The sequence below is a fragment of the Kitasatospora sp. NPDC057542 genome (genome assembly GCF_042801945.1).
In the GTDB taxonomy this organism is placed as follows: Bacteria; Actinomycetota; Actinomycetes; order Streptomycetales; family Streptomycetaceae; genus Kitasatospora.
This window is the reverse complement of sequence record NZ_JBHVFE010000185.1, coordinates 1-15,740: the sequence shown is the minus strand read 5'-3', so window position 1 is coordinate 15,740 and position 15,740 is coordinate 1. Positions and strand designations below refer to the sequence as shown.

The 15,740-nt window shown below is 74.7% G+C and carries 16 protein-coding genes; 8 read left to right on the top strand and 8 right to left on the bottom strand.

What is annotated here, in order from left to right; translation table 11 throughout:
- Both ACFU7Y_RS22880 and ACFU7Y_RS22875 read left to right on the top strand, forming a co-directional pair.
- On the top strand, positions 1-627 hold a 627-nt coding region (locus ACFU7Y_RS22880; RefSeq protein ID WP_380769489.1), incomplete at its 5' end, for a hypothetical protein.
- Between the two features lie 60 nt (positions 628-687).
- A complete protein-coding gene (locus ACFU7Y_RS22875; protein WP_224281643.1) occupies positions 688-1,707 on the top strand; it encodes an MsnO8 family LLM class oxidoreductase in 1,020 nt (339 codons plus the stop codon).
- Positions 1,708-1,811: 104 nt separating this feature from the next.
- Here the strand turns inward: ACFU7Y_RS22875 and ACFU7Y_RS22870 are convergent, their stop codons facing one another.
- Complete coding sequence (locus tag ACFU7Y_RS22870; protein WP_380769488.1) at positions 1,812-3,365, bottom strand: APC family permease; 1,554 nt, start codon at positions 3,363-3,365, stop codon at positions 1,812-1,814.
- A 154-nt stretch (positions 3,366-3,519) separates the two neighbouring features.
- A complete protein-coding gene (locus ACFU7Y_RS22865; protein WP_224281645.1) occupies positions 3,520-5,166 on the bottom strand; it encodes an amidohydrolase in 1,647 nt (548 codons plus the stop codon).
- Positions 5,167-5,371: 205 nt separating this feature from the next.
- On the opposite strand from ACFU7Y_RS22865, the gene ACFU7Y_RS22860 reads away from it, so the two are divergent.
- From ACFU7Y_RS22860 to ACFU7Y_RS22840, 5 genes are all read left to right on the top strand, one after another.
- Positions 5,372-5,980, top strand: coding sequence for a TetR/AcrR family transcriptional regulator C-terminal domain-containing protein (locus tag ACFU7Y_RS22860; RefSeq protein ID WP_224281646.1), 609 nt, complete (start codon positions 5,372-5,374; stop codon positions 5,978-5,980).
- 588 nt (positions 5,981-6,568) lie between these two features.
- Positions 6,569-6,952: a hypothetical protein gene (locus tag ACFU7Y_RS22855; protein ID WP_224281647.1), complete on the top strand. Its 384-nt coding sequence runs from the start codon at positions 6,569-6,571 to the stop codon at positions 6,950-6,952.
- Positions 6,953-6,956: 4 nt separating this feature from the next.
- Positions 6,957-8,036 (top strand): hypothetical protein, encoded by a 1,080-nt coding sequence (locus ACFU7Y_RS22850; RefSeq protein ID WP_224281648.1) that lies wholly within the window; start codon positions 6,957-6,959, stop codon positions 8,034-8,036.
- Positions 8,037-8,118: 82 nt separating this feature from the next.
- Complete coding sequence (locus tag ACFU7Y_RS22845; protein ID WP_308020238.1) at positions 8,119-8,514, top strand: roadblock/LC7 domain-containing protein; 396 nt, start codon at positions 8,119-8,121, stop codon at positions 8,512-8,514.
- Between the two features lie 79 nt (positions 8,515-8,593).
- The gene (locus ACFU7Y_RS22840; RefSeq protein ID WP_224281651.1) at positions 8,594-8,968 is read left to right on the top strand and encodes a hypothetical protein; all 375 of its coding nucleotides are present in this window, start codon (positions 8,594-8,596) and stop codon (positions 8,966-8,968) included.
- Between the two features lie 136 nt (positions 8,969-9,104).
- On the opposite strand, the gene ACFU7Y_RS22835 is transcribed toward ACFU7Y_RS22840, so the two are convergent.
- The 6 genes from ACFU7Y_RS22835 to ACFU7Y_RS22810 all read right to left on the bottom strand — a co-directional run bounded on the left by ACFU7Y_RS22835 (position 9,105) and on the right by ACFU7Y_RS22810 (position 14,740).
- On the bottom strand, positions 9,105-10,256 hold the full coding sequence (locus tag ACFU7Y_RS22835) for an NUDIX domain-containing protein (protein WP_380769487.1): 1,152 nt from the start codon (positions 10,254-10,256) through the stop codon (positions 9,105-9,107).
- A 126-nt stretch (positions 10,257-10,382) separates the two neighbouring features.
- The gene (locus tag ACFU7Y_RS22830; protein ID WP_380769485.1) at positions 10,383-11,261 is read right to left on the bottom strand and encodes an SGNH/GDSL hydrolase family protein; all 879 of its coding nucleotides are present in this window, start codon (positions 11,259-11,261) and stop codon (positions 10,383-10,385) included.
- Positions 11,242-12,438 (bottom strand): glycosyltransferase, encoded by a 1,197-nt coding sequence (locus ACFU7Y_RS22825; protein ID WP_380769484.1) that lies wholly within the window; start codon positions 12,436-12,438, stop codon positions 11,242-11,244. Before ACFU7Y_RS22825 ends, ACFU7Y_RS22830 begins: the two co-directional genes overlap by 20 nt.
- Positions 12,435-13,652 carry a glycosyltransferase family 4 protein gene (locus ACFU7Y_RS22820; RefSeq protein WP_380769482.1) on the bottom strand — a complete coding sequence of 406 codons (1,218 nt, stop codon included), beginning with the start codon at positions 13,650-13,652 and terminating at the stop codon, positions 12,435-12,437. The genes ACFU7Y_RS22825 and ACFU7Y_RS22820 overlap by 4 nt, the downstream gene beginning before the upstream one ends.
- A gap of 108 nt (positions 13,653-13,760) precedes the next feature.
- On the bottom strand, positions 13,761-13,949 hold the full coding sequence (locus tag ACFU7Y_RS22815; protein WP_224283924.1) for a DUF1508 domain-containing protein: 189 nt from the start codon (positions 13,947-13,949) through the stop codon (positions 13,761-13,763).
- Between the two features lie 113 nt (positions 13,950-14,062).
- Entirely contained in the window at positions 14,063-14,740 is a 678-nt protein-coding gene (locus ACFU7Y_RS22810) for a TetR/AcrR family transcriptional regulator (protein WP_224283925.1), read from the bottom strand.
- 80 nt (positions 14,741-14,820) lie between these two features.
- Between ACFU7Y_RS22810 and ACFU7Y_RS22805 the strand changes: the two genes are divergently transcribed.
- Positions 14,821-15,702, top strand: a complete 882-nt coding sequence (locus ACFU7Y_RS22805; protein ID WP_224283926.1) for an SDR family NAD(P)-dependent oxidoreductase — start codon at positions 14,821-14,823, stop codon at positions 15,700-15,702.
- Positions 15,703-15,740 lie beyond the last annotated feature (38 nt).

Genomic DNA, 15,740 nt, shown 5'->3' with positions numbered 1-15,740 from the left:
GCGCCCGCCGGCCGGCGCCTGCGGCCGGCGGTGCGCAAACCGCTGGTCGTCCTGCACGTCGTCGCCTCGGTGAGCTGGCTGGCGCTGATGCTCTGCCTGCTCACCCTGGGCGTGACGGCGCTGACCACCGGGGACGCCGACCGGCTGCGCACCGCCTACCGGGCGATGGGACTGCTCGGTGACGCGCTGATCCTGCCGCTGAGCCTGCTCACCTTCCTGAGCGGGGTGGCGCTCGGGCTCGGCACGTCCTGGGGGCTGTTCCGGCACTACTGGGTGAGCACCAAGTTCTGGCTGACGCTCGGGGCGATGACGGCCTCCGTCCTCGCCCTCACCGATCGGCTGCACGATGCGGTGCGGGTGGCGGACGCACATCCGACCGGCCCGATCACGGTGGCGGACCTCGGCTTCGTCCGCTACAACACGGTGATCGTCCCGGCGGTGGCGCTGACGCTCTACCTGTTCAACGTGGTGCTGTCGGTGTACAAGCCCTGGGGCCGCCGCAAGGCCAGGACCACGGATCGCCGCAAGGCCGAGGCCGTGGGCGCCCGCAAGGCCGACGCTGCGGTGAGTCGCGCGGCCGAGGCCGCGGACACCCGTCGGGGCCGAATACCCGGGGCGGGCGCCTGATCGCCGGCCGCCGGCCTCGGCCCCGGACAGTGCGGGGAATGCCCGCACGGCGGGCGGGCGTTGTCCACCGACGTGACCAGCGCCGCGCCCAGGACCAGGCTCTCCGTGCTCGACCGCTCCCGGACCAGACAGGGCGAGGAGCCGGCCGAGGCGCTGCGGCACACGGTCGCCTTCGCCCGCGAGGCGGAGCGGCTCGGCTACCACCGGTTCTGGGTCTCCGAGCACCACGGCGTGCCGGGGGTGGCCGGATCGGCGCCCACCGTGCTCGCCGCGGCGGTGGCGGCGGCCACCACGCGAATCCGGGTCGGCACCGGCGGGGTGATGCTGCCCAACCATCAGCCGCTGGTGGTGGCCGAGCAGTTCGGGGTGCTGGCCGCGCTGTTCCCGGAGCGGATCGACATGGGGCTCGGGCGCTCGGTGGGTTTCACCGACGGTGTGCGGCGCGCGCTCGGGCGGGAGAAGGACGCTGCGGACGATTTCGGTGCCCAGCTGGCCGAACTGCTCGGCTACTTCGACGGTTCGCAGCAGGCGCACCGCGGAGTCCACGCCCGGCCGGCCGAGGGCCTGCACGTCCCGGCCTTCGTCCTGGCCACCGGCGCGGGCGCCGACCTGGCCGCCGATGCCGGGCTGCCACTGGTGATCGCCGCCGCGCGTGGGGAGGAGCGGATGCTGGCGGCGATCGACCGATACCGCACCCGGTTCCGCCCCTCCGCGCAGGCGACCGAGCCGTACGTGGTGGTCTCGGGCACGGTGGCGGTCGCCGACTCGGCCGAGCAGGCGTGCGAGCTGCTCGTCCCGGAGGCCTGGTCCGGCGCGTACTCCCGCACCCATGGCGAGTTCCCGCCGCTGGCCCCTGCCGCCGAGATCCGCTCCCGGGAGATGACCGCCCGGGAGCGGGCCGCGTACGAGCAGTCGCTCAAGGGCCACATCGCGGGCACCCCGGAGCATGCCGCCGCCGAGCTGGCGGCGCTGGTCGAGCGCAGCGGGGCGGACGAGTTCCTGGTCACCACCAGCACCTACGACCGCACCGCGCTGCTCGACTCCTACCGGCTCCTCGCCGAAGCCGTCGGCCAGGCCTGAGGGGGCGGAGAAGAGCCGGGCCGTCACCAGGGCCGGGCCGTCACCGGCCCCGGGCCCGGTTCGTCACACCCGGCGCCGTGTGTCACCGGGCCGCGTGCCGCCGCTCAGCCCGCGTCGACCTCGGTCGTCCCGAGCCGCGCGTAGACCTCCGGCCGCCGGGCCCGCAGCCGCCGGGCGATCCCGACGCCGGTCAGGAACACCACCGGCACGATCGCGACCAGCGGCCAGTTGACCTCCGGGCCGGCGCCGGTGAACAGGTCGAGCCGCCACACCACCAGCGCCGTGGCCCCGCACAGCAGCACGGTGGCGGCGAGCGGCGCCACGACCGTACGGAACACCCCGGTGCTCGCGGCGGCCGCCCCGTTGCGGCGGAAGAAGGCGAACACGGCGAGACCGGCCAGCGCCTGGAGCACCAGGATGCCGACCACTCCGGGGGAGTTCACCCAGAGGAAGAACTGGTTGTACGGGTCCGCCCCGATCAGCGCCGCCACCCCGACGGCCACCGCCGCCAGCACCGACTGCGCGATGCCGCCGATCCACGGCGAACCGTGGCGCGGGTGGATCCGGCCGAGCGCGGCCGGAGCGGCCTGCTCGGTCGCCAGCGCGTAGCCGTACTGGGTGATGGTGTTGTGGAAGGCGAGCAGCGCCGCGAGCAGGCTGGTGACGATCAGCACCCGCTGCACGTCCGTCGCCCAGCCGCCGACGTAGTCGGTCATCGCGGTGAAGAACATCCCGGCCGGGTCGGCGGTGGCGGTCGCGACGGCTTCGGTGTCACCGAAGGCCTGCACGATCATCCAGGTGACGAAGGTGTAGAAGAGGCCGAGGAAGGCGATCGCGGCGTAGGTCGCGCGCGGCACGGTGCGGTGCGGCTGCCGGGCCTCCTCGCGGTAGATCGCGGTGGCCTCGAAGCCGATGAAGGCGGCGAAGGAGAGCCCCAGCACCCCGCCCATCCCACCGGAGAACACGTGCTGCGGGGCGAACGAGGACAGGCTCAGCCCGTGCGCCCCGCCCTTGACCAGCACCGCCACCGCGAGCAGCAGCAGGATTCCGGTCTCGGCGATCAGCAGCGCTCCGAGCACCTTGGCACCGAGGCCTATCGAGCGGAAGCCGAGGAACCAGACCACCGCGACCCCGAGCAGCGCCCAGACCGGCCAGGGCAGGTCCAGCCCGAGCAGATCGGCGGCCGTCGTGTGGGCGAAGAAGCCGAAGGCCCCGAACATGCCGATCTGGATCGCGTTGTACGAGAGCACCGCGAGCAGCGCCGCACCCAGCCCGGCCGCCCGGCCGAGGCCGCGGGTGACGTAGGCGTAGAAGGCGCCCGCGTTGCGGACGTGCGTGGTCATGGCGGTGAACCCGACCGCGAAGAGCGCCAGCACCACGCCGGTGGCCAGGTAGGCGACCGGCGCGCCGATGCCGCCGAAGGAGATCGCGAACGGTGCCACGCCGGCCATCACGGTCAGTGGCGCGGCGGCGGCCACGACGAAGAAGACGATGTCACCGGTGCCCAGCACCCCGCGTCCCAGACCGCCGGGGGAGCCAGGGGAACCCGGGACGGCCGAGGAGGCCGGGGAGGCGGCGGGCCCGGCAGCAGCGGCGGAGCCGGGGGAGCGGTCGGGGGGACGGAGTGCGGAGGAGGCCGCGTCGGAGGGCAGGTTCATGGGGGAGCTCTCCTGAGTCGTACGAACGAGGGTGGGGCGGTCGGCGGCGGACACGCGTCGGCCGCCGACCGGGGGAACGAGGCAGGGCCGCCGTGGGGAACGGCCGGGACGGGAACGGGTCGGGAAGCCCGTCAGGGCGGGCAGTCGCGTCGCTTCAGCGCGTCGAGCGGTCGCCGTCACCGGGCGGGCCACCGTGGGTGCGCCGCCCGCCGAGCCAGGTGCCGGCCACCTCGATCGAGGCCAGCTCACCGGCCGGCACCGCGTACGGATCGGTGGCCAGGTGCACCAGGTCGGCCCGCATGCCCGGCCGCAGCACACCCCACTCGGCCTCCTCGAAGGCCTGGTGCGCCACGCCCGCCGAGTACGCCGCCAGCGCCTCGGTGAGCCCGATCCGTTCCTCGGGCAGCCAGCCGCCGTCCGGCAGGCCCTCCGCGGTCTGCCGGGTGACGGCGGTGGCCAGCCCGGCCAGCGGCTCGTAGCGGGTGACCGGCCAGTCGCTGCCGAAGGAGACCCGGGCGCCGCCGCGCAGCAGGGCGGCGATCCGGTACTGCCGGGAGCCGCGCTCCGGGCCGATCCGGGGCAGGGTGAGCTCGGTCATCAGCGGGTCGGTCTGCGCCCACAGCGGCTCGAAGTTGGCGATCACGCCGAGCTCGGCGAAGCGCGGCAGGTCGTCCGGGTGGACCAGCTGGACGTGCGCGATCACCGGCCGGCGGGGGCGCGCCCCGTTGCGGCGGGTAGCGGCCTCGACGGCGTCCAGCGCGATCCGCACGCCGCGGTCGCCGATGGCGTGGATGTGCGGCTGGAAACCCAGCGCGTCGACGGCGGTGACGGCCTCCGCCAGTTCGGCGCCGGTCCAGTTGGCGACGCCGTGGGAGTGCGGGCAGTCGCTGTACGGCTCCAGCAGCGCGGCCGTCCCGGACTCGATGACGCCGTCGGCGAAGAACTTGACCGCCCGCGCGCTGAGCCGCCCGCGCCCGGCGGCCTCGACCCGGTCGCGGTCGGCGGCCAGTCGGGGGAGCCGCGCGCGCCAGCCGTCCGGTTCGAGCAGCAGGGCGAGCCCGGCCCGGACCGGCAGGTCCTCCTCGGCGACGGCCGCCAGCCAGGTGTCCACCTGCGCGGGCTCGACCCAGGCGTCCTGGAGCCAGGTGAGCCCGGCGGCCGCGAGCGCGGCGGTGCTCTCCCGCAGCGCGGCGACCTGTTCGGCCAACGGTGGCGGCGGGACGAGTGCGAGGACGGGGTTGAGCGCACCGAACTCGCGCAGGGTGCCGAGCGGGCTGCCGTCCGGCCGGCGGACGATCTCACCACCCACCGGCTCGGGCGTGTCCGGCCCGTACCCGGCCCGGCGCAGCGCCTCGCTGTTGGCCCAGCCGGTGTGGTGGTCCATGGTGCGCAGCAGCACCGGCCGGTCCGGGACGGCGGCGTCGAGCAGCCGGGCGTCGAACAGCCCGCCCTCGGCCAGCCACGGGTTCACGGCGTCGCCGGTGATCCACTCGGCCTCGGGGTGCCGCTGCGCCCAGTCGCGGACGGCCGCCACGACCTGTTCCAGGCTGGTGCAGTCGCGCACCGGCACGCCGCGCAGGCCGATGCCGCCGAGCAGCGGGTGGACGTGGCCGTCGCCGAAGGAGGGCAGCAGGGCGCCGCCGTCGAGGTCGACGGTCTCGGTGCCTCCGTCGCGCAGGGCGAGGGCGGCGTCGCCGAGGGCGGCGATCCGCCCCGCGCTGACAGCGAGGGCATGGGTGCGGGGGAGGGCGGGGTCTCCGGTGTGGATCCGGCCGCCGGTGAAGATCGTTTCGGCGCGCATGCGGGGGTGTGCGTCCTCTCCGGGGCAGGGCAGGCCGACGAGTGCGCGGCCTGCCGAACCGAATGGGGTTCGGTTACCGTAGGCGCGGCACCGGCGGGTGTGGAAGAGTTTTACTGAAAGCCGTTCAGTAACGCTTGGATAACGACGATCTTGGTCTGTCGGGGCCGACGGGCCGCTCGGCGACCCCGAAGGTGAGGAACCGGGCATGCCCAGGCCGCGCACACCCCTGCTGGACCGGCAGCGCATCGTGGACACCGCGTTGCGGCTGGTCGACGAGGCGGGGGACCTCACCATCCCCGCCCTGGCCGGTGCGCTCAAGGTCAGCCCCTCCGCGCTCTACCACCACGTGGCCGGCCGGGCCGAGATCGTCGCGCTGATGCGCGCCGAGCTGGTGCGCACGATCGGTGAGCAGTCGATGTGGGACCAGTCCTGGGACGCGGCGCTGTGCACCTGGGCGCACGCCTACCGGGACGCCTTCGCCGAACACCCGGGCATCGTCCGGCTGCTCGCCACCGCGCCGCTTGCCGAATCGTTCATGCACGAGCTGTACGAGCGGGCCGTCGCCACCCTGGAGGACGCGGGCTTCGCCGCGCAGGACGTGATGGGCCTGATCACCGCCCTGGAGAGCTTCGTCCTGGGCTCGGCGCTGGACCTGGTCGCCCCGGACGTCATGGTCGACGCCGTGGACCGCGCCGCCACCCCGCGGCTGGCCGACGCCCTGGACGCCGTCCCCGCCGGGCGCGAGCGTGCCGACCGGGCCTTCGGGCTCGGGCTCGCCGCCCTGATCGAGGGTTACCGGGCGCTGCTGGGCTGACCGTCCGGTCCGTTCCGGGGCTCCGGCCGCGATTTCTGACCAGGCGTGATGACCTGCTAGTGTTCTTCCCGTCGAGAGGAAGTGATCTTCCGGGAAACGGAATCTCGAACAGGCGTCAGTGGTGCTACCAGAGCACGCCCTACTTTCAGTAGGGAGAGTCCGTGCGACCCGGGCCTGGCGCTCCAACCGAAGGGGCTCGTTCCATCCAGTGGAACGGGCCCCTTCGTCGTGTCCGGACTCCGCACCTGCCGTCGGTGTCCGCCCTTGCCGCCCATGACTGCGCCCTCATATCGCATATCCGGTCCCGAAACCCTCCCGTGCGGCCCGGTATCGGCCAAGGTCTCGTGCCAGGTGGCCGGTGAACGCCGCTCCAACCCCCCTGGTCCGCCGGTGGCATCGCCGCGTTCTCGGGGCTGATGCACCGTCATAGATTGGCTGGAACTGACTGCCATTGGTGTGAATATGCCATTGGAATGTTCGTCATATGGAATCCGGCAGTAGCCTTCCGTGTCGACCTAGCCACTGCTGGTGGTGAACCGGTCGGCGCCGCGCTGCGTCCGACCGCCCAGACCCCGCGAAGGAGCCGGTGTGCCCGGTATCGACGAATGCCTCTCCGGAGCGATGGCGATCGCCGGGGCCCGCGCCGCGAGCCTGGTCGACTGGAGCAGCGGGCTCGCCCTCGGCAGCCTCGGAGACAGCCCGACCGGAGAGCACGAGACCTCCGCCGCCGAGGCAACCGACCTGGTGCGGGCGGCTGTTGAGAGCCAGACCTTCACCGTGGCGGAGGACCGGCGGGCCCCGCTGGAGGACATCATCGTCACCGCCGGCCGCAGTTACCACCTGATCCGCTTCATCGACACCGTCTTCGACAGCAGGCTCGTCCTGCACCTCTGGCTGGACCGCGAGCAGGGCAACCTCGCCGCCGCCCGCTTCCGCCTCCAGGCGCTCGCCGAGGAACTGGTGCTGGGGTGAGCGCGTGACCGCCGCAACCGGCACCGCGCCTCCGCCCCCGGCGGAGGCCGCCACCCCGAGGACCCCGGGCGAGGCGCTCGCCCTGCTCGCCGACCGCCGCGCCACCGGCGCCCTGCACGGACCGCTCGGCAGCCTCCACCTGGTCGACGGACAGGTGACCGCTGCCGAGTCCTCCCGGGCGCCCGGCCTGGCCGACCTGCTCATCGGCTGTGGCCGGATCGCCCCCGAGGACTGGGCGGAGCTGCTGCGGGTCCACGGCCCGAGGTCGGAGGTCGGCGAGGCGCTGGTCGAACGTCGGCTGATCACCCGGGGAGAGCTCGAACTCGGCCACCTGGGAACGCTGTTCGACGCCGCGTTCTTCGTCCTCGCCGACCCGTCCGGCGGTGTCTGGCGGTTCGAGGCCGGCGCCCGGCACTGGCTCGGACCGGTCGCTGAGGTCGACCCGGCCCGGATCCGCCGCGAGGTCGAACGCCGTCGGCAGCTGCTCGACGGGATCTGGCCGTGGGCGCAGCTCGACACCGCTCCCGTCCGTCCGGCAGAGCACGGCCGCCGGCCGTCCCGCCGTCCGTGCGGCCGTCGGCGCCGCGAGCTGCTGGACCACGCCGACGGCCACAGGACTCCGGCGGACCTGGCCCGGCTGCTCGGCCGCTCCGGCTTCGGCGTGACGGCCGACATCCGACGGCTGGCCGCCGTCGGACTGCTGGACGCCCTGCGTCCGCCCGGCGCGCCGACGGCGGCCCCGGTGGCCGATGCTCCGCCGACGGCCGCTCCGGCAGCCGAAGTTCCCCCACCGGCCGCGAGTGGACCGGCCGGAGGGCTGCACCGCCGGGTCCCCGGCGCCAGTCTCCGGGGCGCCGGACTCCCCGGCGCCCCGGTCACGGCTGCCCCGGCCGCAGCCCGGACCGGGGCCGAGAGCCCAGCCGGAACCGACGCCCCCGCCGGAACCGAAGCCCCCGCCGGAACCGACGCCCCCACACGCTCCGAACGCCCGCCCACCACGGCAGCGGCCCACCCGCTGACCGTCCCCGACCCGGACATCGCGCTGCTGACCCGGATCCGAGACCTTCTGGAGGCCCGACTTTGACCGACTCCCCGCCCGCGACCCCGCCGTTCCGGCCATGAGGCGGGCGCTCAAGCAGCGTGTCGGAAGGAGACAACTGATCGCCTTGGAGACCGAGTTGCTCGCCGAACTGCGCGCCGTCAAACACCGCGTCCCGCACCTCGCGGGTGGCCTGGTCGCCAGCGTGGACGGCCTGTTGGTCGCACACGACACCCATGGCACCGAGCCGTCCGGCCTGGCCGCGATGACGGCGGCCTCGCTCTCCCTGGCCCAGCGGCTCGCCGACACCACCGGCCAGGGCGAGTTCCGCGAGTCGCTGGTGCGCGGCGAGAACGGCTACGTCGCCACCTACGCGGCCGGCGGCAGTTGCGTGCTGACCCTGCTGGCGCACCCGGACGTCAACGTCGGCCGGCTGCACCTGGAGGCCCGCCGCAGCGCGCAGCGCATCGCGGCGCTGCTCAACGACGCCCTCGTGCCCAAGGAGCCGCGCGACGCGGTCTGATCCGGACCAACCTCGACTCCACCGCGTCGCCGCACCAGGCGACACCTGAACCACCCATCACCGAAAGGGAGTTACCCAGATGACCGACGCAGCCGGCGCACTCAAGCAGGCCATGACCAGCATCGAGGGCGCCATCGGCGCGGCCCTGGTGGACTACAACAGCGGCATGGCGCTGGCCACCCTCGACGGCCCCGGCGGCCTGGACCTCAACGTCGCCGCCGCCGGCAACACCGACGTGGTGCGCGCCAAGATGCGCACCATGGACATGCTCGGCCTCCAGGACGGGATCGAGGACATCCTGATCACCCTGAGCAGCCAGTACCACCTGATCCGCCCGCTGACCGGCCGCACCGGCAAGGGCCTGTTCCTCTACCTCGCGCTGGACAAGTCGCGTGCCAACCTGGCGATGGCCCGCCACCAGCTGAGCAGGATCGAGGCCGACCTGGAGGTCTGACGCACTGCCCTGACGCGCCGCTCCGCCGCTCAGGCGCTCGGACGCTCAGGGTTCCGGACGAGGCGCCGGCGGCGGCTCGGACGCCGCGGGGCCTCGTCCGGCGGACCTCGCAGCCCGGCAGGCCGGAGGCCCGGTCTCAGCCCTGCGGCAGGTCCGGTCCGACGGTCCGCCCGCGCACCAACTCGACCGGCCCGCCCGACCGCCCCCGGGCGGCCAGTGCGGCGGCCGTACGGTCCCAGGACGGGCCGGTCAGCAGCGCCCGCGCCTCGGCCGGATCGCAGAGCCGCCACTCCATCAGCTCCTCCTCCGGCAGCGCGATCGAGCCGAGCATCCGCTCCGTCACCGTGCCCCCGTCGAAGACGTACACCAGGACGGCGGTGTCCCGGCCGGTCGCCGGGTCCGCCTCCGGGTCGGCTGCCGCGCCCGGCAGCCAGTCCAGCGCCAGCAGCGGCCCCGGCTCGACCTCCCAGCCGAGCTCCTCGCGGATCTCCCGCCGGGCCGCCGCCCGGGGCATCTCCCGGTCCGCCTCGACCCCACCGCCCGGCAGTGTCCAGTACGGCACCTGCCCGCGCGGCCCGTCCCACGGCCGCAGCCGCACCAGCAGCACCCGGCCGGCGGCGTCGGTGAACAGCGCCCGTGCCTTCGCCCGGATGCGCGGCCGGGTGGCGTAGTAGGTCTCCCGGTCCATGGGCGGCTCCGGCGGCTCCTCGGCCGACGGCGTCAGGCCCGGTGCCGCAGCCAGTCCGGCGTACTCGGGCACCGGCCCGTCGGTGGGCAGCCGCCCGAGCGTGTGCCCGGCCGGTCGGCTGTCCTCCAGCTCCAGCGGCCCGGCTTCGCGCGGGGCCCGCAGGCAGGCCGTCACCCGGCGCGACAGCCGCGGTGGCAGCGCGTGCCCGGCCTGCTCCGGCGTCAGCCAGGTCCAGCCGCCGACCTCCGCCGCGTCCGGCCGGAACGCCGCCGCCTGTTCGGCCGTCAGCGGCTCGGCCCAGTACAGGTACGCGACGATCGGCCGGTCACCCTCGCGCAGCAGCGCCCAGTCCACGCAGGCGAGCGGCCCCAGCCGGGGCGTGAAGCCCAACTCCTCGCGGATCTCCCGCAGGGCGGTCTCCCGGGGCGACCGGTCCGCCGGCTCCCACCCGCCGCCCGGGATCGCCACCGGATGCCTCCGGTCGTACGGCAGCCGCACCACCAGCACCCGTCCCGCCCCGTCCGGGAACAGCACCCCTGCCGCCGCCAGAACCTCCCGCCCGACCGTGCTCGCGTTCTCCACCCCGGCTCCCTCCGTCACGCTCTCCCCGGACACGACAACCCGGGCCACCCGGATGGTTCCCGCACGGCGGCACGGCCGATCACCACGAACGGGCGACCCCCGCCGTCCCCTCGCCCCGGCAGGCTCGCCGCCCCGGCGCACCGCTCACCCCAGCGAGGCCAGCGCCTGCGCCGCGGCCCGCGCCATCTGCTCGTCGTGCCTCCCGCTTCCGCCGCGCAGCCGGGCCACGCCCTCCGCGGCGGCCAGCGCGAGCAGGCCCGGCAGCAGGTCGGTGCTGCGGGCGGCGAGCCAGCGGGTGCCCTGGGTGGCCATCCACCAGACGTCCGCGGCCAGGCCCGGTGGTGGTTCGGCCGGGGCGGTGGCCGGGGGCGAGCCGAGAAGGTGGCCGGCTTCGGTGAGCAGGTCGTGGAACCGCCGGGCGATCAGGTGGTGGCCCTCGGCGCTGGGGTGCAGACGGTCCACGCTCAGCAGTCGGCGCTCCGCCGGCCACGGCAGGTCGGCGATGTGCAGGTGCACCGCCCGGTGGCGTTCGGTGAGGGCGTGCACCACGGCGTTGACCGCCCGCATCCGGCGTGCCAGCGGACGGGCGAGCGGCGCCGGGAGCCGGAGCAGGCTGCCCGGGTCGGGCAGACAGGCGGTGAGCAGCCTGGCGCCGTGGCCGGACAGTTCACCCATCGTGGCGTCCAGCTCCAGCGTGGTGCGGCGGATGTCGAAGCCCGTGCGCAGCGTGTCGTTGCCGCCGACCACCACCGCCGCCAGCTGTGGCCGAAGTGCCAGTGCCGCAGGTAGTTGACGGTATGTCAACTCCGTGGTGAGTGCCCCGCTGTACGCCAGGTTGGTGAACTCGACGTCCCGTCCGGCGGGCGCCAGTGAGCCGGCGAGGACGGCGGCCCAGCCGCGCCGGCTCTCGCCGACCTGGTCCCCGACCCCCTCCGTCAGCGAGTCCCCGAGCGCGACGAAGCGCAGCAGTTCGCCTGCCGCGGGCCGCTCCTCCGCCGCCCGGTCACGTCCGGCTTCCAGCATGCTCGTCCCGACCCCCGTCCACCGCCTCGTCGTTGCGCACGCCGTGTGCCGCCAGGAACGCCGTCACCGCCGCCGGCCAGCCGTACCGTTCGGCCTGAGCCCGGGCGGCGGCCCGTCGCTGCTCCTCCGGCCGTTCCAGCAACTGCCCTACCGCGGAGGCGAATCCGCTACCGGTGTCGGCGGCCGCCACCCCGGCGGGCCCGACCAGGCCGGGCAGTGCGGAGGAGTGGCTGACCGCCACCGGGGTCCCGCAGGCCAGCGCCTCCATCGCCGCCAGTCCGAAGGTCTCCACCGGGCCGGGCGCGAGCACCACGTCCGCGCAGCCCAGCAGCCGGGCCAGCTCCGCCCGCCCGCCCAGGTGGCCGAGGAAGCGCACCGGCAGCCGCAGCCGTGCGGCCCGGGCCGCCAGCCGTTCCCGCAGCGGGCCGGTCCCGGCCACCACCAGGACGGCGGGCCTGCGCCGGGCCCGTAGGGCGGCGAGTGCCTCGATCGCCCGCTCGGGCCGTTTCTCCGCCGAGAGCCGGGAGCAGAGCACCAGCAGCGTTTCTTCCGGGGCGGCGTACCGCGCCCGCTCGGCTGCCCGTGCGTTCGGCGGCAGCGGGTGCATCGTGTCCAGATCCACTCCCAGCGGGGCCCGGACCAGGTTCGGGGTGCCGATCCGCCGGAACTCCGCCGCCGCCCAGTCGGTGGTACAGAGCACCGAGTCGTAGCCGCGGGCCGTGGCCGCGTTGAGCCGGTCGGCCGCCGCGCCCGCCAGCGGGCCGGGCACGCCCCAGGTGCGCAGCACCCCGGCGGCGCTCTCGTGCGAGACCATCACCGAGCGCACCCCGTGGCGCCGTGCCCAGGCGCCGGTCCAGCGCAGCGTGGTGCGGTCGGACACCTCCAGGCGGTCGGGGGAGAACCTGGTCAGTTCGGCGGCGACCGCCCGCCGGTCGGTGAGCAGCCGGTAGCCGCCGCCGGCCGGCAGCACGGGGCCGGGCAGGGTGACCACCACGCCCTGCTCGGTCTCCTCCTCGGAGCGCCGCTCGCCGGGGACGATGAGCACCGGACGGTGCCCGGCCGCCCGGTACCCGGCGCCCAGGTGGCGCAGCGCGGTGCGCAGGCCGCCGGAGACCGGGGTGACGAAGTTGGCGAGCCGGACGATCGTCAGCGCGCCGGGGCCGGGAACGGAGGTCATGCCGGCAGCTCCTCCGGCAGGACGGGCGCCACCGGCTCGGCCGACGCCGGGGGAGCGGGCGGCAGCGGCCGTCCGTGGTGCTCCGCCACCACCTCGGCGTAGTGCCGCAGCAGCAGGTCCCCGACCGCTTCCCAGGTGCGCGCGGTCACCTCGTCCCGGCCGGCCTGCCCGTACGCGGCCCGCCGCGCCGGGTCGGCGGCCAGCTCGGCCACCGCCCGGGCCACCGCCGTGCCGTCCCGGGGCGGCACCAGCAGGCCGGTGCGGCGGTGGGCGACCAGGTCCAGCGGGCCGCCGGCCGCCGGGCCGATCACCGGTACGCCGCTGGCCATCGCCTCCTGGATGGTCTGGCAGAAGGTCTCCAGCGGGCCGGTGTGCACGAAGACGTCGAGGGTCGCGAAGCAGCGCGCCAGTTCGTCACCGGTGCGCCGGCCGAGGAACACCGCGCCCGGCATCGAGGCTTTCAGCCCGGGTGCCGAGGGGCCGTCGCCGACGACCACGACCCGCACCCCGGGCAGCGCCGAGGTGGCCGCCAGCAGATCGACCCGCTTCTCCGGCGCCAGCCGTCCGACGTAGCCGACGAGCACCTCCCCGCCCGGCGCCAGCGCCCGGTGCAGTGCCTCGTCCCGGTGCCGGGGGTGGAACCGCACCGAGTCCACCCCGCGCGGCCACAGTTGCACCCGCGGCACCCCGTGCGCGGTCAGGTCCTGGGCGGCGGGGGTGGAGGGCGCCAGGGTGCGGGCGGCCGCCCGGTGCACGGCCCGGATCCGCCGCCAGGCAGCGGCCTCCCCGAGCCCGCGCCCGGCCCGGTAGGCGTGCGCGTACCCGGCCAGGTCGGTCTGGTACACGGCCACGGCGGGCACCCCGAGCCGCGCCGCGACCTGCATTGCGCGCGCGCCGAGCACGAACGGGCTGGCCAGGTGGACGATGTCCGGCCGGTGTCCGGCGACCGCGGCCGCCAGCTGCCGACTGGGCAGGGCGATCCGCACCTGCGGGTACCCCGGCAGCGGCATCGACGGGATGCGCACCACGGGAATCTCCCCCGCCGCGGCACCGCCGAAGGTCTCCGGCGGGCACCCGGCGCCCCGGGCCGGCGCGGGGGTGACGACAAGGGGCTGGTGGCCCCGGCGGACCAGATGCTCGGCCGTCCGCAGCACGCTGTGGGCGACTCCGTTGACCTCGGGCGGGAAGGATTCGGTGACGATGACGACGCGCATGCCAGTGTTCTGTCCGTGTCCGGCATGCACCCGGCCAAAGGGATCTGTCGTACAGACGAACGCGGGTCGGCGATTTGCACCACCGACCCGCGCTCCGGAGCACGCCCGTCAGACCGACCCGGCGGTCTCCTTGAGCTCCGCGTACGGCGCGAGCTTGCGGATCGACTCGATGCTCTTCAGGCAGTCGTCCTTGCTCTCCTGCGGGTCGCCGGTCACCACGATCGCCCCGTTGCTCGCCTTGAGCCGGAACCGGTGCATGCCGCCCTCGTCCACGTACAGCTCGAATTTGCCAGCCATGCCAGAAACAGCCTTCCGCTCGGATGACCCCCTCGTACCGCACCGTAGGGTCAAATCCCTTGCGCGGCACGTCAGATGATCCATCCAGGTGGACCGGATCGGGCGCGGACGGGTCAGGCGCGCGGTTCGCCCGCTCCGGCGGCCAGTCCGGTGATGGTGGCGGTCAGGATGCGGGCGAGCCGGGGTTCGACCTCGATGACGGCATGGGCCAGCCGGGGGTCGGCGCGGTAGAGGGCGGCGACCTCGGTGCCCGGGTTCGCGATCTGCCACATGGCCCCGGCCAGTGAGACGGCGGTGGCGACCAGGTCGAGGACGTCCTGCTCGTCCAGTGCGGGCAGTTGCCCGCGGACGGCGGCGCCGATCGGTTCGCGGGCGGCGAGCGTGGCGAGTTTGAAGTCGCGTACCGCGGCGAGCGAGACGTTGCGTTCGAGGTTCAGTGGGGCGTGGGCGAGCAGGTCGCAGAACATGCCGCGGGCTGCGAGGGTGGTGGCGAACGCCCGGGCCACGGTGGCCGGGCCCGGATCCGCGCTCTCCCGCAGCCGCGCGGTCAGTGCGTCCGACCACTCCGCCCAGCCTTCGGCGGTCAGCCGCAGGAAGATCTCCTCGCGGGTCTCGAAGTATCGCAGCAGCGCCGACTTGTGCATCCCCACCGCGGCGGCGATGTCGGTCAGGGTGACGTCCCTGATGCCGTGCTCGGCGCCGAGCGACCGGGCCGCCGCCAGGATCGCGGCCTCGCGCCGGCGCTTGGCCTCGGGCGAGCGTGCGCGCTGGAACTCCGATGCGTCATCCACTCGCCCATGGTAGGGCAACGGCGTTGCCGTATTAGCGCAACGTCGTTGCGCTAATAACGCAACGGTGTTTTACTAGCGACATGGAGCAGAACAAGGAACAGACCTGGTTCATCACCGGCAGCTCGCGCGGCTTCGGCCGCGCCCTGGTCCGCGCCGCGCTCGAAGCCGGCGACCGGGTGGCCGCGACCGCCCGACGGCCCGAGCAACTTGCCGATCTCGTCGAGGAGTTCGGCGACCGCATCCGTCCGATCGCGCTGGACGTCACCGATCCGGCGGCCGCCCGGGCGGCCCTCGCCGAGGCGCACGGAGCCTTCGGCCGGATCGACGTGCTGGTGAACAACGCCGGCTACGCCAACGTCTCGCCGATCGAGACCACCGAGGACGCCGACTTCCGTGCCCAGTTCGAGACCAACTTCTGGGGCGTCTACCACGTCACCAAGGCCGCGCTCCCGCTGCTGCGCGAGCAGCGGGGCGGACTGGTCGTGCAGTTCTCCTCGATGGGCGGGCGGGTCGGCGGCTCCCCGGGCATCGCCTCGTACCAGGCCGCGAAGTTCGCCATCGACGGGTTCAGCCGGGTGCTGCGCGCCGAGACCGCGCCGTTCGGCGTGCGGGTACTGGTGGTCGAACCCAGCGGCTTCCGCACGGACTGGGCCGGCGCCTCGATGGTCGTCCACGACGTTCCGGAGGCCTACGACGAGACGGTCGGCGCCCTGAACAGGCGGCTGCGCCAGGGCGGCGACGGCTCCGCGGGCGACCCGGTCCGTGCCGCCGAGATCCTGGTCCGGGTGGCCAAGCGGCGGGACATTCCCCATCACCTGCCGCTCGGGGTCAACGCGGCCGAGGGCTCGATCGCCATGGACCGGCAACTCCTGGCGGAGGACGCCAAGTGGCGTGCGGTTTCCCGCTCGGCCGACTTCGCCGAGGCCTACCCGGTCGCCTTCCCGCCGGACTCGACCGACTGACCGGTCCGGTGTGCACGGCACTGCGGCCCGGCGCGGGG